This window comes from Sphaerisporangium rubeum, from assembly GCF_014207705.1.
In the GTDB taxonomy this organism is placed as follows: domain Bacteria; phylum Actinomycetota; class Actinomycetes; order Streptosporangiales; family Streptosporangiaceae; genus Sphaerisporangium; species Sphaerisporangium rubeum.
The window spans coordinates 483,055-506,645 of record NZ_JACHIU010000001.1 but is presented as its reverse complement, the minus strand read 5'-3'; the positions used below and the strand labels follow the sequence as shown (position 1 = coordinate 506,645).

General features: G+C 68.9%; 15 protein-coding genes. 9 read left to right on the top strand and 6 right to left on the bottom strand.

Going from position 1 to position 23,591, the window contains the following annotated elements; all coding sequences use genetic code 11:
* Window positions 1–36 precede the first annotated feature (36 nt).
* The 3 genes from BJ992_RS01995 to BJ992_RS01985 all read right to left on the bottom strand — a co-directional run bounded on the left by BJ992_RS01995 (window position 37) and on the right by BJ992_RS01985 (window position 3,460).
* A complete protein-coding gene (locus BJ992_RS01995; protein WP_246496495.1) occupies window positions 37–771 on the bottom strand; it encodes a hypothetical protein in 735 nt (244 codons plus the stop codon).
* 325 nt (window positions 772–1,096) lie between these two features.
* Window positions 1,097–2,929, bottom strand: a complete 1,833-nt coding sequence (locus BJ992_RS01990) for a glycoside hydrolase family 9 protein (RefSeq protein ID WP_184978253.1) — start codon at window positions 2,927–2,929, stop codon at window positions 1,097–1,099.
* A gap of 57 nt (window positions 2,930–2,986) precedes the next feature.
* A complete protein-coding gene (locus tag BJ992_RS01985; protein ID WP_343072456.1) occupies window positions 2,987–3,460 on the bottom strand; it encodes a MarR family winged helix-turn-helix transcriptional regulator in 474 nt (157 codons plus the stop codon).
* Window positions 3,461–3,738: 278 nt separating this feature from the next.
* Between BJ992_RS01985 and BJ992_RS01980 the strand changes: the two genes are divergently transcribed.
* Both BJ992_RS01980 and BJ992_RS01975 read left to right on the top strand, forming a co-directional pair.
* Window positions 3,739–5,115 carry an extracellular catalytic domain type 1 short-chain-length polyhydroxyalkanoate depolymerase gene (locus tag BJ992_RS01980; protein WP_184978251.1) on the top strand — a complete coding sequence of 459 codons (1,377 nt, stop codon included), beginning with the start codon at window positions 3,739–3,741 and terminating at the stop codon, window positions 5,113–5,115.
* A 621-nt stretch (window positions 5,116–5,736) separates the two neighbouring features.
* Entirely contained in the window at window positions 5,737–8,226 is a 2,490-nt protein-coding gene (locus tag BJ992_RS01975; RefSeq protein ID WP_184978250.1) for a non-reducing end alpha-L-arabinofuranosidase family hydrolase, read from the top strand.
* Window positions 8,227–8,465: 239 nt separating this feature from the next.
* Here BJ992_RS01975 and BJ992_RS01970 read toward each other — a convergent pair whose 3' ends face one another.
* On the bottom strand, window positions 8,466–9,176 hold the full coding sequence (locus tag BJ992_RS01970) for a hypothetical protein (protein WP_221474647.1): 711 nt from the start codon (window positions 9,174–9,176) through the stop codon (window positions 8,466–8,468).
* Between the two features lie 38 nt (window positions 9,177–9,214).
* On the opposite strand from BJ992_RS01970, the gene BJ992_RS01965 reads away from it, so the two are divergent.
* Complete coding sequence (locus tag BJ992_RS01965) at window positions 9,215–9,841, top strand: TetR/AcrR family transcriptional regulator (protein WP_184978249.1); 627 nt, start codon at window positions 9,215–9,217, stop codon at window positions 9,839–9,841.
* Between the two features lie 165 nt (window positions 9,842–10,006).
* On the opposite strand, the gene BJ992_RS32435 is transcribed toward BJ992_RS01965, so the two are convergent.
* Entirely contained in the window at window positions 10,007–11,710 is a 1,704-nt protein-coding gene (locus BJ992_RS32435) for a glycoside hydrolase family 27 protein (protein ID WP_343072455.1), read from the bottom strand.
* Window positions 11,711–12,195: 485 nt separating this feature from the next.
* Window positions 12,196–12,372 carry a hypothetical protein gene (locus tag BJ992_RS01955; protein ID WP_246496493.1) on the bottom strand — a complete coding sequence of 59 codons (177 nt, stop codon included), beginning with the start codon at window positions 12,370–12,372 and terminating at the stop codon, window positions 12,196–12,198.
* 503 nt (window positions 12,373–12,875) lie between these two features.
* Here BJ992_RS01955 and BJ992_RS01950 point away from each other — a divergent pair.
* The 6 genes from BJ992_RS01950 (at window position 12,876) to BJ992_RS01925 (ending at window position 23,481) form a co-directional block, all read left to right on the top strand.
* Entirely contained in the window at window positions 12,876–14,180 is a 1,305-nt protein-coding gene (locus BJ992_RS01950) for a cellulose binding domain-containing protein (protein WP_184978247.1), read from the top strand.
* Between the two features lie 697 nt (window positions 14,181–14,877).
* Window positions 14,878–15,903 (top strand): ketoacyl-ACP synthase III family protein, encoded by a 1,026-nt coding sequence (locus BJ992_RS01945; RefSeq protein ID WP_343072454.1) that lies wholly within the window; start codon window positions 14,878–14,880, stop codon window positions 15,901–15,903.
* Window positions 15,900–16,178, top strand: a complete 279-nt coding sequence (locus BJ992_RS01940; protein ID WP_184978246.1) for an acyl carrier protein — start codon at window positions 15,900–15,902, stop codon at window positions 16,176–16,178. Before BJ992_RS01945 ends, BJ992_RS01940 begins: the two co-directional genes overlap by 4 nt.
* Window positions 16,179–16,200: 22 nt before the next feature.
* Window positions 16,201–17,241 (top strand): ketoacyl-ACP synthase III family protein, encoded by a 1,041-nt coding sequence (locus BJ992_RS01935; protein ID WP_184978245.1) that lies wholly within the window; start codon window positions 16,201–16,203, stop codon window positions 17,239–17,241.
* Window positions 17,242–17,270: 29 nt separating this feature from the next.
* Window positions 17,271–21,098, top strand: coding sequence for a type I polyketide synthase (locus tag BJ992_RS01930; protein ID WP_184978244.1), 3,828 nt, complete (start codon window positions 17,271–17,273; stop codon window positions 21,096–21,098).
* A gap of 562 nt (window positions 21,099–21,660) precedes the next feature.
* Window positions 21,661–23,481, top strand: coding sequence for a lectin (locus BJ992_RS01925; protein ID WP_184978243.1), 1,821 nt, complete (start codon window positions 21,661–21,663; stop codon window positions 23,479–23,481).
* Window positions 23,482–23,591: the final 110 nt, after the last annotated feature.

Here is a 23,591-nt window from a genome sequence, read left to right as displayed (position 1 = left end):
AGAAGCTTCGGATGCGGGTATGACGACCGGGACGGGTCACCGGACCGGGGTGGGGTCCTCGGTCCCGAGCAGGCGGGTGATCCAGCGGTCCAGGGGGAGCATGTTGATCGCGACGACGATCGGGACGTGCGCGAGGGCGAACAGGATGGTCGCGCCGAAGGAGATCGGGCCGCCGGTTATCAGGTTGATGTGGGGTGCGTCGATGACCTCGGGGATCGCCACCGGGTTGGCGACGAACCACATGATGTCGAGAAACCCCGAGAACAGGATGACGACGCCGGTCGCCATGATTTTCAGGCAGCGGCCGGGGCTGCCGCCGCCGATCCGGTAGGCGGCGGCCACCGTCAGGACGATCGCCGGATAGAACAGCAGATAGAGGTGCGTGTAGAAATAGTCGCCCTGCGCGCGAGCTGTGTCGCCGTAGTAGAACCAGCTGATCCGCGGGACCATGTACCCGGTGAAGAAGACGAACGGGATGTAGACCAGCCATTGCAGGCGCGGCGACACCCACGGGAAGAACGCGATGGCCACGCACAGGCAGGCGAACGCGAGCAGCTTGGCCACGAGTTCCCACGGCGTCTGGATCTCCCGCGTGTGGGGGGTGAGCAGCCAGACGAGAGCCGCGCCGGCCGCGCCGGCGACCAGGGACGACCACCACAGATGCCGGGCCCAGCGCCGCCGTCCGCGAGGGCCGGAGTCCCCCGGACGACCCACGGTGGCGGTTCCGTCCAGGAGCGACCGGGAAAGCGGGCTTTCGTCACGTGCCGTCATGGAGAATCGGCACCTTTCTCTCACACCAGGGGCGATCCAGGATGGTTGATGAGCGCCGGCCCCAAGCCGCGGGAGCGCTCCCACACACTAGGGCAGCCGCCTCCTCAGCGGTGGCTAGGTATATGAAAATGGGACCTTTCAGCCCCATTCCCTCAATCACTCGATTTAGCGATGCGCGCAAATATCCCCACGACACATTATGTAAGTTTCAACATCAGAACCTTCTTCTAGAACAGGATGAAATATGAGCCACGCTCAGAATCGCCTCCGGTAAGTCGTCTTACCGGCGGAGTCGTGCGTCCGGCTAGCGCGCTTTTGCGCCGGCTCACCGCGACATCAAGGTCAGCGCGTACAGCGCGACGGCCGCGAAGTCGTCGGCCGGCTCCGACGTCTGCCAGGAGCGGACGTCGTCCACGAACCGGCTGCCCCGGCCGGTGAACCGCTTGTACCGGTCGGTCTTGTCGCGCGGACACGGCGTCATCTCGTCGAAGCGTCCGCCGAGGCCGTCGCCGAACAGGCCGGCGCTGTTGGGGCCGTTCACCACCGCGCCTACGGCGGGCCTGCCGGTGATGCCGGCGATCTGGTGGTGCGGGCAGGCGATCGAGTTCTCGCCTGCCCCGGCGACGAACGACACCCCCCACGGGTTCGCCCCGAGGGCCCAGTTCCGCTGTCCGGTGCCGAAGGCGTCGTAGGATCGGTCGCCGGTCACCGACCGGTACAGCCGCGAGGTGGCCGCCAGGCCGAAAGCGTGCGGTACCGAGTCGAAATCGTCGTACTCGGCCCCGGCGCGGAAGGGGTCGGCGGCGGCGCGCCTGGCGCCGATCTCCAGTTGCGCGCGCAGGCCGGCGACGAGGTCCGGCTCCGACACCGCGAGGCCGCTCGCTCCGGCCCGGCGCATCGCCTTCAGGAGGTCGGCGTGCGCGAGCGCGCTCACGTCGTACAGGTTGAAGGTGTCGCCGGTCTCCTTGTCGAGGTACTCGGCGGCCCAGCGCGCGGCCCGGGCCAGCCACCGGCCGGCGCGGGGGTCGCCGAGGCGCTGCGCGGCCAGCGCGAGCTGTGCGCCACCGAGCTCCATGTCGTCGCGCCAGACGCTCTCGGGGTAGAAGGCGTGCGGAAGCGAGGTCACGAGCCGGCCGACATCGGTGGTCCTCGCCATGGCGTAGACGGAGGCGGCCTTGTCCAGAAGTTCCCTGGCCCGCTCACGGGACGGCTCACGCTGGGCCGCGAGCGCGAACGCGGCGGCGGTGCGTCCTGCGAGGTTGGGGCTGATCGGCTTGCCCGGTGCGGCGGCACGGAACACCGGCCGGTTCCGGATGAACCGGTGCCGCCGGCCCGTCGCGCCGTCGTCGGCCTGCGGGAGCCGCCAGACGTCGTGGTCGCCGTAGTAGGTGCCGGCCTTGTCGCCGGCGCCGATGCCGATCTGGATGTAGAGCGTCCTGGTCTTCTCGTCCCACATCTTGTCGAGGTACCGCAGGCCGTGTACGGCCTCGGCGCGCAGGTGCCGGACGTGTGCGCCGTCCCGTTCCGCGGCCCACAGCAGGGTGTCCACGTAGGACAGGATGTGAGTGAACTTGAGGTAGTCACCCGCGTCGAACCAGCCGCCCTCGACGTCCACCGGCCCGCCGATCCTGGTCAGCCCACCTTTGATCTGGTCGGTGTCAGGGCCGGTGAACCTCGGCCAGGCGTAGACCGAGGCGGTCCGGTCGTTCAGGTGGCTCGGCCCGCCGTCGGCTCGCGCGCCGTCGCGCTGGAGGCCGAAGAAGCCCACCACCTTGCGCGCGGTGCCGGCCGGCAGCCCGGCGGAGGCCACCTCGAACTCCGGTGAGATCACCGCACCCGCTTTGACGCGGTACGCGCCGGGGGTCCGCAGCCGGGTCAGGTCCAGGTCGTGGACGTGCGGATAGCGGGTGTTCCAGGCGCCGAGGTCACGGCCGATCGTGCCGGTGAGGACCGTACGGCCGCGGCGGTCCACCACGGTGAAGCGGCCGGTGGGTTCCGCGCCGGCGGTCATCAGGTAGGCGTGCTTGGCCTCGGCCGCCGCGAAGCCCACCTGGTCGACCCGGATGTAGGCGGAGGCGGCGGCGTGCGAGGGGGTGCCGGTCGCGAGGCCGGTGGTGAGCGTCGCCAGCGCGAGGACGGCTGGAATCAGCCTCTTCATCGGTTCTCCTGACGTGGTCACGCACGCGGTGGCCGGTCGTCGCGCGGGCCTGTCGTCTCATCCGGCAGGGGTGTCCGGACGCAGGGCCCGCGCGCACAGGGTGAGGTTCTGCACCAGGGTCTCACGGGTCAGGGGGCCGATCTCGGCGAGCATGGCCTCCTCGATGTCGTCGAGCAGGCGGTCGCAGCGGCGTAGCGCGGCCACTCCTTCGCGGGTGAGGCGTACGCACAGGACGCGGCCGCCGTCCGGATGGGGGTCGCGGCGGATGAGGCCGCGTTGTTCCAGGTCACGGACGACGAGGTTCATGGCCTGCGGCGTGACGAAGGCGATGCGGGCCAGCTCCGCCGACGAGACCCCGTCGCGGGTGCGCAGCTCGCTCAGCGCCATGTAGGCCGTGGTGGTCATGCCGAGCTCGGAGAGGGCCTCGTCGAGGTGGGCCCGGATGCGGCGCTCCAGGCGGTACACCAGGTAGCTCAGGCGCGGCGCGGGTGGCGCGGCGCGGCGGACGCGCGGGGCCGGAGGAGGGGTCACGGGAACACGAAAACGCTCGGGCCCCGGAGTGAAAGTTTCGTGTCCCATATCAAGCAACTTTATAACAAGTAGCTTGATATGCAGCGGTTGGGGGGGTCGTCGGCGCGCGCGTCGCCGCCGCCGTGTGGTCGTCGCTTGACCACCACGTCGCCTCACTTCTATACCGGCAGGCGGTGAGACCTTGTGAGCGGTCATGTGCCGCGGTACCGCGCACCAGGCAGGCAAGCATCCGACCAGATCCCGCCGAGTTCCGGCATCGTCCAAGCAGAGGAGAGCGGATGAAGCGAATCATCACCGCGCTGGCAGGCGCCGGCGCCGTGCTGCTGTCCGCTGTCGCGGCCCTGGTGTTCACACACCCCGCCGCCGCCGCGACACTGACCGAAGTCACCAACTTCGGCGCCAACCCCGGCAACCTGCGCATGCACCTGTACGTCCCCGACAACGCACCCGCCAGCCCCGCCATCATCCTGGCCATGCACCCCTGCGGCGGATCGGGCCCCGGCTTCTACTCCTCCAGCGAGTTCGCCACCCTGGCCAACCGCTACGGCTTCATCGTCATCTACCCCTCCGCCAGCAAGAAGGGCAACTGCTTCGACAACTGGTCCGAAGCCTCCAAGGTCCGAGGCGGCCAGACCGACCCGGTGTCCCTGATGTCCATGATCACCTGGGTACAGCAGAACCGCGGCGGCGACCCCGGCCGCGTCTACGCCACCGGCAGCTCCTCCGGCGCCATGATGACCAACGCCATGCTCGCCCTCTACCCCGAGGTCTTCAAAGCCGGCGCCGCGTTCATGGGAGTACCGTTCACCTGCTTCCCCAACGAGGCCGCCTACTCACCCGGCGGAAACTCCGCACCCTGCGTCAACATCAGCGCACAGGCCTGGGGCGACCGCGCACGCAACGCCAACCCCAGCTTCCGCGGACCCTGGCCCCGCATGCAGGCCTGGCACGGCACCAGCGACAACGTCGTCGCCTACTCCGAACTCGAAGAAGAAGTCAAGCAGTGGACCAACGTCCACGGCCTCAGCCAGACCCCCACCAGGACCGACACCATCCAGACCAACTGGAACCGCCGCAGCTACGCCGACAGCTCCGGCAACGTCAAGGTCGAAGCCATCACCGTCCAAGGCGCCGGCCACAGCCTCCCCTCCACCGGCATGGCCCAACGCGCCATCGACTTCTTCGGTCTCACCGGCAGCAACCCCACCCCCACCGTCACCCCCACGGTGACCCCGACCGTCACCCCCACCGTCACCCCCACGGTGACGCCGACCGCCGGGGGCTCGTTCCGGCTGCGCAACGAGGGAGCGGGCCGGTGCGTCGACTCCCCGAACAGTGCCAGCGCCAACGGCACCCAGTTGCAGATCTACGACTGCCACACCAACCCCAACCAGCTGTTCACCTACACCTCCGGTAGGCAGTTGCAGACCCTCGGCAAGTGCCTGGACTCCCCGACCGGCGCCGGCTCCGGCACCCGGGTGCAGCTGTGGGACTGCCACGGCAACAGCAACCAGCAGTGGGTGTTCAACTCCAACGGCACCGTCACCAGCGCCGCCAACAACCTGTGCCTCAGCGTCACCGGCACCGGCAACACCTCCGGCGTGACCGTCGCCTCCTGCAACGGCCAGGCCACCCAGCGGTGGACCCGGGCCTAGTCCGCGACCGAGGTCTCGACTCCGCGCCGGTTCAGGCGGTCACGCCTGGACCGGCGCTCCGTTCGAGGCCACCGGTACGGACGAGACTTGCGGCGCGTGCCGCTGCCGCCGTTTCGCGACTCACCGAAGTGACCTGGCGGGGAAACGACTCCAAGGACGTGGTGTCTGTCCTGAGCCGTCCGCGCCATGACCACCGAGGGGGCGGATCATCGATTGTTAGCGCTAACACTCCTTCTTCTCCGTCGTCGCTCCTTCGTCAGCAGAGTGCCGTGGTGGCAGGGCAGAGCCAATACGAGACGCAGAGCGACGTCAAGGACGGCACACACGCTCACAAAGGGAACAAACGGCCGCGCGCGGCTCATCAGGGACTATCAGCGGTCGTCGCCTGTCACAAGCAGGACCCGCACTGAAACTTTCTTAGGTTACTTGACACATTTCGGGATGGTTTCCACACTGTTTCCTCAAGGCGGTCTGGTCGTGCGTGTGGTGGCCCACGGCAGAGACCGCCGTCCACGACGCCCTTGTGGTGTGCGTTCCCGAACACGGGACGCGGCGTCGATCGCGTGGGGACGTCCCCCGCATGTCCACGCATTTCCGTGATTCGGTCTGGAGCACTAGGTCATGGGCACGAAAGCCACACCCCCGCCGGGAACCCGGCGATCTACGAAGGGCCTGCGGGTCCTGGTCGCGAGCGCCGTCGGTCTCGTCGGCGCGGTCACCGCGCTCACGCTGCCGACGCCGGCCGGCGCGGCGGAGAGCACGCTCGGTGCCGCCGCCGCGCTGAGCGGCCGGTACTTCGGCACCGCGATCAGCACGAGCCGGCTCGGCGACTCGCAGTACACGACCATCGCGAACCGTGAGTTCAACATGGTGACCGCCGAGAACGAGATGAAGATCGACGCCACCGAGCCGAACCGGGGGCAGTTCAACTTCACCAACGGCGACCGGGTCTACAACTGGGCCGTGCAGAACGGCAAGCGCGTGCGCGGCCACACACTGGCCTGGCACAACCAGCAGCCCGGCTGGATGCAGTCGCTGTCCGGCAGCAGCCTGCGCCAGGCGATGATCGACCACATCAACGGCGTCGTCGGCCACTACAAGGGCAAGATCTACGCCTGGGACGTGGTGAACGAGGCCTTCGCCGACGGCAACTCCGGTGGCCGCCGTGACTCGAACCTGCAGCGCACCGGCAACGACTGGATCGAGGTCGCATTCCGCACCGCACGCGCCGCCGACCCCGCCGCCAAGCTCTGCTACAACGACTACAACATCGACAACTGGTCCTGGGCCAAGACCCAAGGCGTCTACAACATGGTCCGCGACTTCAAGTCACGCGGCGTGCCGATCGACTGCGTGGGCCTGCAGTCCCACTTCAACAGCCAAAGCGCCTACAACAGCAACTACCGCACCACCATCAGCAGCTTCGCCGCGCTCGGCGTCGACGTGCAGATCACCGAACTGGACATCCAGGGCGGCTCCGCACAGACCTACGCCAACGTGGTCAACGACTGCCTTGCGGTGGCCCGCTGCGCCGGCATCACCGTCTGGGGTGTCCGCGACAGCGACTCCTGGCTCGGCGCCAACACCAGCCCCCTGCTGTTCGACAGCAACGGCAACAAGAAGGCCGCCTACACCTCGGTCCTCAACGCGCTCAACAACGCCACCCCCAACCCGACCCCCACGGTGACCCCCACCGTCACCCCGACGGCCACACCGACCGTGACCCCGACCGGTGGCGGCAGCGGTACCGGTCAGATCAGAGGCGTGGGGTCCGGACGCTGTGTGGACGTGCCGAACAGCAGCACCACCGACGGCACCCAGCTCAACATCTGGGACTGTCACGGCAACGCCAACCAGCAGTGGACCTACACGTCCTCCGGTGAGTTCCGGGTGTACGGCAACAAGTGCATGGACGCCGGCGGCACCGGCAACGGCGCCAAGGTCCAGATCTACGGCTGCCACGGCGGCGACAACCAGAAGTGGCGCGTCAACTCCAACGGCACCATCACCGGCGTGCAGTCCGGTCTCTGCATCGACGCCACCGGCGCCGGCACGGCCAACGGCACCACGCTCCAGATGTACGCCTGCCACAGCAACAGCAACCAGCAGTGGAACTGGACCGGCGGCGGCACCTCCACCCCCACCGCGACCCCGACGGTGACCCCCACCGCCACCCCGACGGTGACGCCGACCGGTGGCACCTGCCAGCTGCCGTCGTCGTACCGGTGGACCTCGACCGGTGCGCTCGCGCAGCCGAAGTCCGGCTGGGTGTCGCTGAAGGACTTCACCGTGGCGCCGTACCAGGGCAAGCACCTGGTGTACGCGACCACGCACGACTTCGGCTCCAGCTGGGGCTCGATGAACTTCAGCACCTTCACCAACTGGTCGGAGATGGGCTCGGCCACCCAGACCGGTATGAACCAGGGCACCGTCGCGCCGACGTTGTTCTACTTCGCGCCGAAGAACATCTGGGTGCTGGCCTACCAGTGGGGAGGCAGCGCGTTCTCCTACAAGACGTCGAGCGACCCCACCAACCCGAACGGCTGGTCGGCGGCACAGACCCTGTTCACCGGCAGCATCTCCAACTCCCAGACCGGGCCGATCGACCAGACCCTCATCGCCGACGACCAGAACATGTACCTGTTCTTCACCGGTGACAACGGCCGGGTGTACCGGGCCAGCATGCCGATCGGGAACTTCCCCAGCAGCTTCGGCTCCAACTACACCACCATCATGACCGACTCCACCAACAACCTGTTCGAGGCCGTCCAGGTCTACAAGCTCCAGAACCAGCAGCGCTACCTGATGCTGGTCGAGGCCATCGGCTCGCAGGGCCGCTACTTCCGGTCGTTCACCGCCACCAGCCTCGGCGGCACCTGGACCGCGAACGCCGCCACCGAGAGCAACCCGTTCGCGGGTAAGGCCAACAGCGGCGCCACCTGGACCAACGACATCAGCCACGGTGAGTTGATCCGCGTCAGCGCCGACCAGACCTTCACCGTCGACCCCTGCAACCTGCAGCTGCTCTACCAGGGCCGCAGCCCGAGCTCCAACGGCGTCGACTACGGTCTCCTGCCGTACCGTCCCGGCCTGCTGACCCAGCAGCGCTGACGACATGACCCGGTCCCTGGTGTCCCTGAGATACACGCGAGGCGTACGCCGAGCGAGTTGAGCGTCCGCACCGGACGCGACCAAGGACCCACGGAACCGCCAGGCGGGCCCGGCACACAGCCGGGCCCGCCGTGTCATGTTTCGCCGCGGCCTTCGTGTCCGCCTTCCCCCACGCGATCGATCTCGCCGCCGGCCCGTTCCACCGCTGCCACCCGCGCGCGTCCTGGACGTCGCCGCCGTCACCCGCTGAGCCCGGTCTCCACCACGGAGGACGAGCGGTTCAGGCGGATGAGGGTGGTGCCGTAGGCCAGGATCCATACGACCCACAGGAGCCAGCCCACGAGGCCGAGCAGACCGAGCGGGCCCTCGTGGTCGATGATCAGTGGGGTGAGTGTGGCGGAGGTGAACAGCAGGGTGGCCGAGGCCAGGCCGGTCGCGCCGTGCCAGCGGCGGATGAGGCCGGCGCGCAGGCCGGCGATGGACAGGCCGATCAGGGCCAGGGCCAGGAAGGTGCCGTTGAGGGTGAAGAGCGCGTCGTGCAGGGGCCAGAGGCCGCTCGGCGCGGGGATGTCGTCGGCGGTGGCCGACGACATGGCGAGGCGGGTCGCGGTGACGGCGGCGAAGGTGGCGTTCTGCAGGGCCAGGCCGGTGAAGCCGATCAGGGACCAGGCTTCGCCTCGGTCGCGTTCCGAACGCCTCAGGGCCGTCACCGCGCCGGCGCCGAACAGAGTGGCCAGGAGCCAGGCGGCAGGGGTGAGTGCCGAGGCGACGGCCACGATGCCGTTCTCTGTGGCGAAGAACGCCTCGGCACGGCCGATGTCGGCGCCGGTGAGGGGGAGGCCACCGGGGACCAGGATCAGGTTGGCCGAGACGATCGTGACGGCGAAGCCGATGGCGGCCAGGCCGGTGATCGCGGAGAAGCCGAGACGGCCGGTGAGTTGACTTGGCATGTATTCATTATAAGCAGTGTAAAACCAATAAGGGGATCATGAATACGGAGAAGGATCGGCGGCGGTACGACTCCCTGCGGCGGTCGGCGCAGGCACGGGAGACGCGTGCGCAGATCGCCGATGCCGCACGGCGGCTGTTCGTGGTGCGGGGGTGGACGGCGACCACTGTCCGGGACGTGGCGCGGGAGGCCGGGGTGTCGGTGCCGACGGTCTACTCGGCGTACGGGAACAAGGCGGGGCTCACCCAGGCTCTGGCGGACGCGGCGGACCTGTCGGCGGACGTGCCGCGGATGGCGGAGGAACTGGAGGCCTCGGCGGCGGTCCCCGAACGGCAGCTCGCGGCGATGGCCGGCTACGATCGGCGACTGTTCGAGCGCGCCGGCGACGTCATCGCGCTGGTCCGTGAGGCGGCTCGTACCGAGCCTGAGCTGGCGGCGGCGTACCGTGACGGTCGCGCACGAGGGGACGAGACCCGTGTGCTGGTCTTCTCGTCGTGGCCCGCCGGGGTTCTGCGCCACGGCCTCGACATACCGGCCGCCGTCGATGTCTACGCGGCCATCTGCAACATCGACGTCTACACCACTCTCACCGTCGAACGCGGCTGGTCACCGGATCAGGTCGAGCGGTGGTGGAGCGGAGTGCTGGCCCGCGAACTGCTGAGTTGAGGTCAGAGGCACCGGCCGGCTCCAGCGTGGAGGCCGGGACCGCCGCGTCGCGGTGGTCGTGCGCCTCGGGTGTCCGGTGGCCTGCTCGTCCGGTGGGGCTCGGCTACGCCGGACGGCGTAGCCGAGCCTGGGTCGCGTCCGGTCAGGGAGTGTTACCCGGGGGGATCAGATGCGGTTCCAGCGCTGGTTGCCGGCGCCGGTGCAGCTCCAGATGTTGATCTTCGCACCGTTGGCGGTGCTGTTGTTGGCGACGTCGAGGCACTTGTTCGCGCTGATGGAGGTGATGGTGCCGTCGGCGTTGAAGCGCCACTTCTGGTTGTTCTGGCCGTTGCAGTCCCAGATGATGACGGTGGTGCCGTCGGCGGTGCCGTTGTTGTTGACGTCGAGGCACTTGTTGCCGTAGACGCGCAGTTCACCGGCCGCGGTGGAGGTCCACTGCTGGTTGCTCTGGGTGTGGCAGTCCCAGATGTTCACCTGGGTGCCGTTGGTCTGGGACGCACCGGTCACGTCGAGGCAGCGGCCCGAGCCCACACCCTGGATGCGGGTCGTGGTGGACGACGTGGGGGTCGCCGTGGGGGTGGCGGTGATCGTGGGGGTGGCCGGGGGGGTCGGGTTGGGGGTGCCGCCGCTGACGCGGTAGACGACGGTGCCGTGCGCGGGGACGCTGGCGGAGATGGCGCCGGCGGTGGTGCTGAGGCCGTTGGTCCAGGCGTCGCGCAGGGTGAAGGCGTTGCCGGTCAGGCCGATGGCCGAGGCGGTGGTGCTGACGGTGGTGGTGGCGCCGCTCTGGTTGAACAGGGCCACCGCGACGTCGCCGTTGCTCAGGCGTTTGGCCAGGACGCGGCGGGTGCCGTCGTTGCTGATCTGGGTGGCCTGCAGGCCCAGGGTGTCCTGGTTGATGGCGATGAGGTTCTGGTTCTTCAGGATGGTCTGGGTGGCGGCGTTCATGTTGCGCAGGTCGTTGCCGGCGATCAGCGGTGAGGCCATGACGGCCCACAGCGCGAAGTGGCTGCGCATCTCGGTGTCGTTCATGCCACCGCGGCCGACCTCCATCATGTCGGGGTCGTTGAACGCGCCGGGCCTGGCGTAGGAGGCCAGCGGCACGGTGACGTTCACGATGTTCTGGATCCCCATCGGGTACCCGTTGGTCTGGCCGGTGTCCCAGGCGTTGGTGATGTCCTCGGTGGTCCGCCAGATGTTGGCGATGTCCCCCCAGTTGCGCCGCGGCCCGGTCTTGTCGTGCACGCTGTTGGAGTTGATGCTGTACAGGATCGGCCGGCCGGTCGCCGCCAGCGCGTCACGCATCTTGGCGAACGTGCGCACCTGATCGTCGATCGTGCCGCTGGGGGAGCACCAGTCGTACTTGAGGTAGTCCACCCCCCAGGCCGCGAACTGCCGCGCGTCCTGCGCCTCGTGCCCCTGCGCACCGGTCGCACCGGGGTAGGAGTTGAAGTACTGCGCACACGTCTTGTCCAGCGGCGCCTGATAGATCCCGAACTTCAGCCCCTTACCGTGCAGATAGTCCCCCAGCGCCTTCATCCCGCTCGGGAACCGCTGCGCGTTGGCCTGCAGATTCCCCGCCGAATCCCGCGTGGAGTTCATCCAGCAGTCGTCCACCACGACATACTCGTAACCCGCGTCCCGCATACCCGAACTGACCATCGCATCAGCCATCTGCTTGATCAGCGACTCACTGATGTTGCACCCGAAGGTGTTCCAGCTGTTCCAGCCCATCGGCGGCGTGCGCGCCACACCGTTGTCCAGCGCCTGCGCTGGGGCGGCTGACGTGAGCGCCACGGCTCCGGCGGTCAGCGTCAGCATCATGGCGGCCGCGGGGGACATCAACGCTCGTAGTCGCGTACTTCTCACGGAGATCGCTCCTTGGGGGGGACGGCCGTCAGGAGGCAGGAGGTGATCTACTTCGCGTTAGCGCTCACATGTGACCATCAGGAGGTGGTCCAGAGATCAACGAGAGGTCATCGCGCAGGTAGCAGGTGACAACCTTGCTCTTGGCCGCATCCGGGAAATGAGCGACCTCTGAGCTTGTTACCGCTAACATCGGAGATTTCCATTCACCTGACCTGCTCCTGCGGTGGTTGTCGTCGGAGTACATCCGACGGTCAGGTCCAGCGTCAACGAAGTGACGTCCCCGCTGGCCTGGCTGTCGCGGCGGACGGGTCCTTGCCTGGAGGTTCGCCGGAAGACGGCCGTCACGCGATGCTCGTGGAGGTGAAAATTTCAGGTCTTCGCGAGGAGACCGGCGAGAGCGGCGGCGAGGACAGGGGTCCGGCGGCCACGTCACGCGCCGCTCCAGGCCCGCATGTGTCGAGCCTGGAGCGCGGTGGTTCACATCGTCAGGCGTAGAGGAAGTAGTAGTAGTACTGGCTCTTGAACTCGCAGCGATAGCCGGACCACCAACCCTGGTCGTCGCCGTAGCCGCCGACGCGCTCGCAGTCGTTGTACTGCTGGTAGATACCCTGCAGGGTCTCGGTGCCGGCGTGCGCGGGGGCAGTGCCGATGGATAACGTCATTCCTGTGGCCAGAACGGCCGACATGAGAAGAGCGCGTGCTTTGCGCATCAATCCTCCTGTTACTGGGCGGATTCCGACGGTCAAGATATCACTTACCGTGTGCCAGGATGGAGTGTCATCTATTGCCGGAGTGTGAAACTTTCACGGGACTTCATGAGGGTGGCGCATGTTCCGCGGATGATTGTTGCGCATCGTCGGCCGACGGATGGTCTGGACGTTTCTTCGCATCTCTGTCCCCTTTCGACGTCAGATAAGTACTGATTTCCTGTTCGGCGACGTGAGATGTCATCAGGAATGGAACGATCCGGCGAATTGCTTTGACCATGGTGGCGTCGTGTCATATCGTCGCCTCGCCCATATCGATGCGAGGCCAGGACTCGAACGGGACGTGCCTACTCATAGGTGTTGCGTCCGTGCGCGCTGATCGCGGCTACCCCGTGAGCGGGGAGATCTGGACGGCCATCTCGAAAGCGGCGATCAATCCGAACACCGGAGGCGCAACCATGCAAGTTCGTATCCGCACGTCCGCGATGGTCGGCATGGTCTTGACCATGCTGGCCGCCATCGGCGTGTCACTCACCCCGCAGGCGGCGCACGCGGCGGTGATCAGCAACATCGCCTACGCGCCGGCGAACCCGGCCGGGACCAACGGTCACCTGCTGGACCTCTACCTGCCGGACGCCGGCGTCGGCATCACGCCGCGGCCGCTGCTGATCTGGCACAGCGGCTCGGCCTGGTCGAGCGACAACGGCAGGTCGGGGGCGGCGGCGATCGCGGCCGAGTTCAACCCCCGGGGGTTCGCGGTGGCCGGGGTCAGCGTACGGTCCAGCAGCCAGGCGATCTTCCCGGCGCAGGTGCACGACATCAAGGCGGCCATCCGCTATCTGCGCGCCAACGCGGCCACCTACCAGCTCGACCCCAACCGGTTCGCCATGATGGGTGACTCCTCAGGTGGCTGGCTGACGGAGATGGCGCTCTTCAGCGGCGGTGTGTCGTCGCTGGAGGGGACGATCGGCACGACCGGCGTCTCCAGCTCGCTGCAGACGGGCCTCGCGTTGTACGCGCCTACCGACTTCATCCAGATGAACGCGCAGAACCTGCCGACCGGCGGGCTCGACCACAACTCCCCGGCCTCCCCCGAGTCGCTCCTGGTGGGCTGCCCCATCCAGACGTGTCCCACGCAGGTGGCCGCGGCCAGTCCGCTGACGTACGTCGACGCCAACGACCCGCCGTTGATGTTCCTGCACGGTCAGGCCGACTTCCTGGTGCCGCACGGACAGAGCGTCCTGCTGTACAACAAGATCATGGCGATGTGCGGCAACGCGACGTTCATCTCGGTCCCCGGCGCGGACCACGGCCGTGCCTACATCATGGACCCCGCGCACTTCGGCGGCCAGACCACCTACACCACGCAGAACTGCTACGGAACCACCACGAGCGGCTCGCCGAACCCGACCTGGGACACCTTCGAGAAGTGGATACGCGGCGGGCTCAAGATGGGGACCTCGTGCTCGGTCGCCTACTCGCCGACCCCCTGGAGCGGCGCCTTCCAGGGCAGCGTGACCATCACGAACACCGGCACGACCCCCGTCGACCGCTGGATGGTGAACTGGAACTGGCCAGGCAGCCAGTCGGTCACGGCCGGGTGGAACGCCACAGTGACCCAGTCCGGCACCAAGGTGACCGCGGTCGACGCCGGTTACAACTCCTATATCGGCCCGGGGTCCGCCGCCAGCTTCAGCTTCCAGGCCAACGGCACGAGCGTCACGCCGTCCCAGTTCAAGCTCAATGGAATCGTCTGTAGCTGAATGTCCGACTGAGCCGGCACATATGTGCCGGCGGGTTGCCGGTCCGTGCGCCGCACGGACCGGCAACGGCCGGACCGGACCGTCCTGAATCGCCTGCTCTCCGGAGCGGCGCTGAAACACATCCCGGAACCCTCGGGACGGAGAAACCGCAGCTCGGAGCGGAAACGTTCATTTCAAAACTCAGCACGTTCCGCCGGGCTCCGATCACGGAATGACATGGTTTCAGATTGCGGACGCTCATATTGCTTTACCAGGGGGTCGGCCCTATCCTTGCCTGTGTCCGACGGCCCATGAGGAGAGGAACTCGTGACGGCACCTGGTTCAAGCACTTCGGCGGCTCGCGGAACCACCGGATGAACGGCGCCTGACCGTCGGTTCCGTATTCACGATAATTCTCACCGGCCGGTCGCGAGCCTGCCGGCATACCGTACCGCGATTTACCTGGTTTCGCGATAGGAAATAGCGTTCCCGCGTTCCGCGGGTGCTCCGGGTGAACGCACGATACGGACGTCCCCCCGGCCTGCCGTCGCCGCAGCAGCCTGAAATACCGCCGGCGCCCTCGTGGACGCCGTTCTCCTTGGTGTCCCGCCGATTCGGCGGTGACTTTCCTCGCCCTGCCGCCAGGTGTGGCGATCGTCGATGAATTAGGGGACTTGTGCGTACATCCAATATGTTCGTCAGGAGTCTCGGCACCTTCGTGCCTGACACCGTGACCGTCGAGCAGGCGGCCAGGGACGGCCTGTACCCGGCCGACGAGATCGAGCGGTTCCAGCAGATCGGCGCGGCGGTCGCCGGCGACATACCCGCACCGGAGATGGCGCTGCGCGCGGTACAGGACGCCTACGACCGCTGGGGTGAGTCCTCCCCGCGCGATCTCGACCTGCTGCTCTATCCGTCGGTATGGCACCAGGGGCCGAACGGCTGGCAGCCGCAGCACTACCTGCAGATGCGTCTGCTCGGCGGCGACGTCCCCGCGTACGAGATCCGCAGCGGCTGCGTCGGGATGATCAGCTCACTGGAGCTGGCGGCGAGCTACCTGCAGGCCGACCCCGGCAGGCGGACCGCGATGGTGGTGTCCGCCGACAACCACGGCACCCCGCTCGTGGACCGCTGGCGGATGACACCCGGAGCGGTGATCGGCGACGCCGCGTGCGCGCTCCTGCTCGGCAAGGAGTACGGCATGGCCGAGCTCCTGTCGGTCAACGCGACGACGATCCCCGAGGCGGACGCGGTCAACGACGGCGGCTACCCCTTGTTCCCCCCGGACGCCACGGTCGGGATCGGGCTGAGCTTCGGCGACCGGCACGAGGAGTTCCGCCAGCGACTGCTCAAGAAGCAGGGCACCGGGATCCACCTGAAGATCCAGAAGACGATGATGGAACAGGTCGAACGGACCCTGGACGAGGCCGGCATCAAGCTGGCCGACATCACGCGGGTCGCGTTCCCGCACGGCCGCCGTGAGGACCTGGACGGCCAGATGTCCTGGCTCGGCATCGGGATCGACCAGACGACCTGGGACTACGGCCGTCGCGTCGGTCACTGCGGCGCGGTCGACCAGTTCATCGCCTTCGAGCACCTCATCGCGACCGGCGGGCTCCAGCCGGGTGACCACTACCTCATGGTGGGGTTCGGTTCCGGCACGTCGGTCGCCGCGGCGGCGTTCCGGGTCCTCGCGCCTGCTCCGGTGACACGGCCCGCGGCACGAGAGGGGCACTTGGCATGACGACCGCACGGAACACCGGCGAGATCACGCATCGGCTGGTCGAGTTCATCCAGGAGAACCTGGTGCCGGCCGACGCCGACATGAAGGTCGACGAGACGACCCCGCTCCTGACGTCCGGTCTTCTGGACTCGCTGCGCACGGCGCGCCTGCTGAACTTCCTCCGCCGCGACATCGGCGTCCCGATCCCCGCCGCGAAGCTCGACCCGGAGAACTTCCGGGACGTGGCGACGATCGTCGAGCTGGTCAGAGAACTCGAACCGGCGTCATTCGTCTAGCCGCGAGCAAGGACAAAGAGTCATGCAGTTGGCGGACACGTACATCAGCGGCGTCGGATCCTTCGTCCCCCGCACGGTCAGCGTCGAGAAGGCCGTCGCGAAGGGCTGGTACCCGGCCGAAGAGGTCGACCTGCACAACCTCGCCGGAGCGGCCGTGGCCGGTGACGTACCGGCCCCCGAGATGGCGTTGCACGCCGCGCGCAGCGCGCTCAAGCGCAGCGGACGCGCACCGGACGACCTGTCGCTCCTTCTCTACGCGTCGACGTGGCACCAGGGCCCCGACGGCTGGCCCCCGCACGCGTACCTGCAGCGTCACCTGGTCGGCGGGAACGTTCTCGCCACCGAGATCCGGCAGGGCTGCAACGGCATGTTCATCGCCTTCGAACTGGCGGCGGGCTACCTGGACGCCGTCCCCGGCAGGCAGGCCGCACTGCTGGTCGCCTCGGACAACTACGGCACCCCGCTGATGGACCGGTGGCGGATGGGCCCGGGATACATCGGCGGTGACGCCGCCAGCGCGCTGGTGCTCACCAAGGAGCCGGGGTTCGCGCGCCTGACGTCGGTCTGCACCGTGACCGTGACCGAGGCGGAGGAACTGCACCGCGGCACGGAGCCCCTGTTCCCTCCCGGCGTCACCGTCGGACGCCGCATGAGCTTCGGCGCGCGGAACGAGCAGTTCCGGCAGCAGGTCATGCCGCAGGGGGAGAGCACGGCGGCACTGTTCAAGATCCAGCGCGCGCTGATGGAGGTCGTCGAGCGCGCGCTCGACGAGAGCGGCGTCAAGGCACGCGACCTCACCCGGGTGGCGTTCATGAACTACTCGGAAGAGATCGTCGAGCAGCGGTGCATGGCCGCGCTCGACCTGCCGATGTCCCGTTCGACCTGGGACCACGGCCGCACCATCGGCCACTGCGGCGCCAGTGACCAGGTGCTCGCCCTCGACCGGCTGCTCCTCACCGGGGAGCTCGGGCCCGGCGACCACCTGCTGATGCTCGGCACCGGCCCGGGGGTCACCGTCTCCGGCGCCGTGATCAAGATCCTCGACACACCCGCGTGGTCGTGAGAGATCGTCATCGAAGGGACACGAAAGCGATGGTCGACAACCCGAGCGCATTACGGGTGGAACCGGTGGCGGTGGTCGGGATCGGGTGCCGTCTCCCCGGCGACGCCGGCTCACCGGACGAGTTCTGGGACCTGCTGCGCAGCCGCAGGAACACGACCGGGCCGCTGCCTGCGGACCGCTGGCGCTCGTACGAGAACCGGAGCCCCGGACACGCCGCCGCGCTGCGTGACGCCGTACGTCACGGCAGCTTCCTGAGCGACATCGAGGGCTTCGACGCGGAGTTCTTCGGCCTGTCGCCGCGCGAGGCCGAGCTGATGGACCCGCAGCAGCGGGTCCTGATGGAGACCGCGTGGGAGGCCATGGAGCACGCCGGCCTGCCGCCGCGCGACCTGGCCCGCACCGACACCGGGGTGTTCATCGGGGTCTGCACCGACGACTACGGACGCCGCCTGCTTGAGGACCTGCCGCAGATCGAGGCGTGGACCGGGATCGGCGCCGCGACGTGCGCCGTCGCCAACCGCATCTCCTACTCCCTCGACCTGCGCGGCCCCAGCATGGCGGTGGACACCGCGTGCTCGGCGTCGCTGGTCGCGCTGCACCTGGCGGCGCAGAGCCTGCGGCTCGGCGAGAGCGACGTCGCGCTCGCCGGCGGGGTCAACCTGCTGGTGACGCCGGGTGAGACGCTCACGCTCGGCGCCGCGGGGGCCCTCGCTCCCGACGGCAGGTCCAAGTCGTTCGACGCCACCGCCGACGGTTACGGACGCGGCGAGGGCTGCGGCGTGATCGTGCTCAAGCGGCTGTCGGACGCGCAGCGGGACGGCGACCGCGTGCTCGCGCTCGTCATCGGCAGCGCCGTCAACCAGGACGGTCACACCAACGGCATCATGGCGCCGTGCGGCGACGCGCAGGCGCACGTGATGGCCCGTGCCTGCCGGCAGGCCGGCGTCTCACCGGCCACGGTCGACTACATCGAGGCGCACGGCACCGGCACGCGGCTCGGCGACCCGCTTGAGGCGTCCGCGCTGAGCTCGGTGTACGGCGCGGGCCGGCCGCCGGGTGACCCGTGCCTCATCGGCTCGGTCAAGTCCAACATCGGCCACCTCGAAGGCGCCGCCGGCATCGCCGGGGTCATCAAGGCGGTGCTCGCGCTGCACCGCCGCGAGATCCCCCCGAGTGTGCTCGGCACCCCCAACCCGGCCATCCCGTGGGAGACGTCGGGACTGCGCGTGGTGACCGAGCAGACGGCATGGCCGGAGCGCGACCACCCGAGCCGGGCCGGTGTGTCCAGCTTCGGGTACGGCGGCACCGTGGCGCACATCCTGCTCCAGCAGGCTCCCCCGGCCGAGGACGTGCCTCGGAGCGAGGGGACGGGTCAGCGGCTGTTCCCGTTGTCGGCGGCGTCGGAGACGGCGCTGCGGCAGTACGCCGGCCGGCTCGCCGACCGGCTCGCCGGGCTCGACCTGGCGTCCACAGGTCACACACTGGCGCTGCGCCGTTCGCATCTGAGCCGTCGCGCCGTCGTGGTCGCGGCGGACAGGACCGAGCTGGCCGACGGCCTGCGCAGGCTCGCCGGCGACCTGCCGGCCGAGACCGTGATCACCGGGGACGCGCTGCCGGTCCCCGGACCCGGACCGGTCTGGGTGTTCTCCGGACAGGGCTGCCAGTGGCGCGGCATGGGACGGGAACTGCTCGCCACGGAGCCGGAGTTCGCGTCGCTCGTCGACGAGCTGGAGCCGATCTTCATGGCGGAGATCGGTTTCTCACCCCGGCAGGTGCTGGTCGACGGCGACCTGGACCGGGTCGACCGCCAGCAGACCATGATCTTCGTGATGCAGCTCGGCCTGGCCAGGCTGTGGACCGCCTACGGGGTGACGCCGGCGGCCGTCATCGGTCACTCCGTCGGTGAGATCGCGGCGGCGGTGACGGCCGGAGCGCTGAGTGTCGCGGACGGCGCGCGCCTGATCTGCCGCCGTTCGCGGCTGCTGCTCCACGCCGAAGGCAAGGGGGCCATGGTGATGGCCGGTCTGCCGTTCGAGGAGGCCGCCGAGCGGCTGGCGGGCCGCACCGACCTGGTGGCGGCGATCGCGTCGTCCCCCGGTTCGACCGTGCTGTCCGGTGACGTCACCGCGGTCGAGGAGGTGCTGGACCGGTGGCCGGCCGAAGGCATCGTGATGCGCCGGGTCGCCTCCGACGTCGCCTTCCACAGCCCGCACATGGAGCCGCTGGCCGTGGAGCTCGCGGCGGCCGTGGCCGGCCTCTCCTTCGGCGCGCCGCGCATCCCCATGTACACGACCGCGCTGCCGGACCCCCGGTCGGCGCCGGTGCTCGACCACGACTACTGGGCCGCGAACCTCCGCGAGCCGGTACGGCTGGCCGCCGCGACGACGGCCGCCGCGCAGGACGGCTACCGCGTGTTCCTTGAGATCTCCCCGCACCCCGTGGTGACGCACTCCATCAGCGAGACGCTCGACGAGGCCGGCTTCGAGGACGTGTTCGTCGGCACGTCGCTGCGCCGGAACCAGCCGGAGCGGCAGACGTTCCTGACCGCGGTGGGGACGGCGCACTGCCACGGCGTCGAGGTCGGCTGGAGCCGTCTGCAGCAGGAAGGCGGCCTCGCCGACCTGCCGCCGTACGCCTGGCAGCACCGCCGCCACTGGCGTGACCAGTCCGACGTCGAGGCCGAGGGCCGGGGGCACGACGTGCACTCCCACACGCTGCTCGGTGCGGGGACGAGCCTCGCCGGCAGCGAGACGCGGGTCTGGCGTACCAGCCTTGAGGACGCCAACCGGCCCTATCCCGGCAGTCACGCGCTCAGCGGAGTCGAGATCGTGCCGGCCGCCGTGCTGGTCAACACGTTCCTGAACGCGGCCGGCGGCGGCGCTCTCACCGACGTGGAGATGTCGCATCCGCTGATGACGGCGGAACGGCGGCAGATCCAGGTGGTCCACGAGCCGCCTGCGCTGCGGCTCGCGGCGCGCACACCGTCGGGCCCCGGCGAGCCGGAACCCGCCTGGCTGATCCACGTCACGGCGTCCGCGGCGGCTTCCGGCGCTCCGGCCGAGGCCGGGCCCGGTGTCCTGCGGGACGCGGCCGGGCTCACGCCGATCGACCCCGGGTTCGTCCAGCGGCGACTGGCCGCCGTCGGCGTGCCGGAGACCGGTTTCGACTGGACGATCGAGACGCTGCTGAGCGGGGACGGCGTGCTGCGCGCCACAGTGCGGACCACAGTTCGCGCCGAGCGGGCCGGCGAGGCGACATGGGCTCCGGCGATGGACGCGGTGATGTCCGTGGCCCCGTGCGTGTTCCCCGGCGACCCGGTGCTGCGCATGGTCGTGCGCATCGACGAAGTGGTGCTGACCGGAGCGCCGCCGGAGACGGTGATCATCGAGACGGCCCTCGACCCGGAACGTGAGGACACCGTCCAGGCGCTGCTCGCCGACGCCGAAGGTCGTGTGGTGGGCCACATGTCGGGTCTGCGCTACCCGGTGATCGACGCGCCGGCGGCGGAGGAGGAGCCGGAGGGCTCCGTGGCGGCGTTCACCGGCCTGTCGCCGGAGGACCTGCACGCGCATGTCCTGACCGAGGTCCGCGCCGAGATCGCCTCGGTGATGAGGCTCGCGCCGGAGGACCTGGCGCTGCGGCGTCCCCTCGTGGAGCAGGGTTTGGACTCGGTGATGACGGTCATGGTCCGGCGGCGTCTGGAGAAGCGCTTCGGCTGCCGTCTCCCGGCGACCCTGCTGTGGCAGCAGCCCACCATCTCGGCGATCGCCGGCCACGTGGTGGACCTGCTGACGGTGGCGCGGCCGGCCGCGGAGACGGCGGCCGTTCCGGAGAGCGTGCCTGCTTTCGGCGGCTGAGACAGAACTCCTGACGCGCTCCCCGGCCTTCGGGCCGGGGAGCGTTTCTCATGTCGGTCCCGTGCCGGTGCGTCTCGTGCGGGATGGGTTCGCAGCGGTGGTGTCGAACGCTGCGGCGAATCGGTTCGAACGAAATGGGGTCGTCCGATGACGCCGGGTGGACCGGGAGTCGCCTTCCGGCGAGGCGCGACAGGGCCGGTGCGGGCCCGCAGGCGCGGGGGACGACGACGCTGAAATTTTCACTTCGCGACCGAGCGGGAAGTGCGGCCGGACCGCCGGATAAACGCTGATGAAGGACGCTCGGCGGCGCAACGGCCAAGGAGGCGCGGCGTACCCGCTCCTTGACGCGGGTTCCTCGCGTCGTGTTCGCTCCGCCGCACCGCACCATGTTCGTTCGACGTTCCTCCCACTCCTACCGGAAGGCGGAAGCCAGGGTGGAATGGCCGATGTGACCGCTAACAAAAAATCGGTTCGACATGGGCCGCGATCGGCCCCCGTCCGTCGCCGTGGCGGCGAGGGACGGGCCCCGCGTCCCCACCCCTTCATGTCCAAGGAGCCATCAGTGGACGTACCCTCCCAAAGGCGGCGCGGACGCCGTCTCCGTCTCTGCGCCGCCTTGTTGTCCTTCGGCGCGCTGGCCGCCACATCCCTCGTCACGCTGGCCGCGCCGGCCCAGGCCGCCGACCAGTCGATCGCCGTGAACTTCTCCGTCACCAACGGCACCCCGACCTACCGGGCCTCGGGGTGGATCTACGGCATGACCGAGAACGCGTCGGGCCCGCCGGACCACTTCTTCACCGATGTGAAGTTCCGGTACATGCGTGCGGGTGGCGCGCAGCTGGACTCGCCGGGTGGCTGGGTGTCGGGCAAGTACGACCGGCGGTGGAACGCCACCCGGGCCCAGCTGCTGCGCACCCGGTCGCTGGGTGGGGAGTTCATCCTCCTGGTGCACGACCTGTGGGGTGCCGACGGGTACCCGATCTCGCGGTTCCCCGGCGACAACGGCAACTGGACCGACTACGACAACTTCCTCACGCGTCTCATCAACGACGTGCGGGCCACCGGCGCGCCGGTCCAGTGGGACCTGTGGAACGAGCCCAACATCACGCTGTTCTGGAACCGGCCCCAGTCGCAGTACTTCGAGCTGTGGCGCCGCACCTACCAGCGCGTCCGCGCCGCCTTCCCCGACCAGCTGATCGTCGGCCCGAGCTGCGCGTGCGTGCCGTCGACCTCGCACGCGTTCTGGAACCAGTACCTGGACTACGTCAAGGCCAACAACGTCGTCCCCGACATCATCAGCTGGCACTCGCTGCCGGGTGACCCGGTCGCCAACGTCGCCGCCGCCGACACCACCCTCAACTCGCGCGGCATCCCGCACCCGCGTCCGTACCAGATCAACGAGTACGGCGCCTCCAACGAGCAGAACCCCGGTGACGGCGCCTGGTACATCGCGCGCCTGGAGCGGGCCGGCGCCGACGGCCTGCGCGCCAACTGGGCCAGCGCCGGGAACCTGCACAACGACCTCGGCAACCTGCTGGTGCGCAACTCCTCCGGCCAGCACCAGCCCAAGGGTGAGTGGTGGGCCTACCGCTTCTACGGCTCGCAGACCGGCCAGATCGTGTCGGTGACCCCCAGCTCGTCGTACGACGCGTTCGCCACGAAGGACTCCGGGGTCGCCAAGGTCCTCGTCGGCGGCGGCAGCACGACCGGCAACATCGCGGTCAACCTGCAACGGCTGGACACCACCAGCGGCATCGTGCAGAACAACCAGGTGCGGGTCGTCGCCGAGCGCATCCCGTACAACAACGGCGGCGCGGTCCAGAGCCCGGTCACCATCCAGGACACCGTGGTGACGCTGTCCGGCAACGCCACGACGGTCAACCTGCCGCACTCCAACATCGACGAGACCTTCACCGTCACCCTCCTGCCACCCTCCGGCACCAACCCGACCCCCACCCCGACACCCACCGCCACCCCGACCCCGACCCCGACCTCGTCCACCACCCGCATCCAGGGTGTGGGCTCGGGCCGCTGCCTCGACGTGACCGGCGCGTCGCAGACCAACGGCACCCAGGTGAACATCTGGGACTGCCACACCCAGAGCAACCAGCAGTGGACCTCCACCGCGGCCGGTGAACTGCGCGTCTACGGCAACAAGTGCCTCGACGTCAACGGTAACGGCACAGCCAACGGCACCACCGTCATCATCTGGGACTGCAACGGCCAGAACAACCAGAAGTGGCGCTTCAACGCCGACGGCACCATCACCTCCATCAGCGCGAACAAGTGCCTCGACGTCCCCAACAACGGCACCGCCAACGGCGTCAAACTCGACATCTGGACCTGCTCCGGCGGCTCCAACCAACGCTGGAACCGCATCTGATCCGCAAGCGCTGACCCGCACCACATGACCGCAGAGCCCACCCCACCCCGGGGGGGTGAGCCACACCGGCGAGGCGCCTCGACAGGCGCCTCGCCGGCGCGATCAGGCGC

Coding starts and splice junctions, on each gene's coding strand:
- BJ992_RS01935 (WP_184978245.1), top strand. CDS start 16,201: ATGCAGTTGGCGGACACGTACATCAGCGGCGTCGGATCCTTCGTCCCC.
- BJ992_RS01940 (WP_184978246.1), top strand. CDS start 15,900: ATGACGACCGCACGGAACACCGGCGAGATCACGCATCGGCTGGTCGAG.
- BJ992_RS01965 (WP_184978249.1), top strand. CDS start 9,215: ATGAATACGGAGAAGGATCGGCGGCGGTACGACTCCCTGCGGCGGTCG.
- BJ992_RS01990 (WP_184978253.1), bottom strand. CDS start 2,929: ATGAAGAGGCTGATTCCAGCCGTCCTCGCGCTGGCGACGCTCACCACC.
- BJ992_RS01955 (WP_246496493.1), bottom strand. CDS start 12,372: ATGACGTTATCCATCGGCACTGCCCCCGCGCACGCCGGCACCGAGACC.
- BJ992_RS01995 (WP_246496495.1), bottom strand. CDS start 771: ATGACGGCACGTGACGAAAGCCCGCTTTCCCGGTCGCTCCTGGACGGA.
- BJ992_RS01980 (WP_184978251.1), top strand. CDS start 3,739: ATGAAGCGAATCATCACCGCGCTGGCAGGCGCCGGCGCCGTGCTGCTG.
- BJ992_RS01950 (WP_184978247.1), top strand. CDS start 12,876: ATGCAAGTTCGTATCCGCACGTCCGCGATGGTCGGCATGGTCTTGACC.
- BJ992_RS01975 (WP_184978250.1), top strand. CDS start 5,737: ATGGGCACGAAAGCCACACCCCCGCCGGGAACCCGGCGATCTACGAAG.
- BJ992_RS01930 (WP_184978244.1), top strand. CDS start 17,271: ATGGTCGACAACCCGAGCGCATTACGGGTGGAACCGGTGGCGGTGGTC.
- BJ992_RS01970 (WP_221474647.1), bottom strand. CDS start 9,176: ATGCCAAGTCAACTCACCGGCCGTCTCGGCTTCTCCGCGATCACCGGC.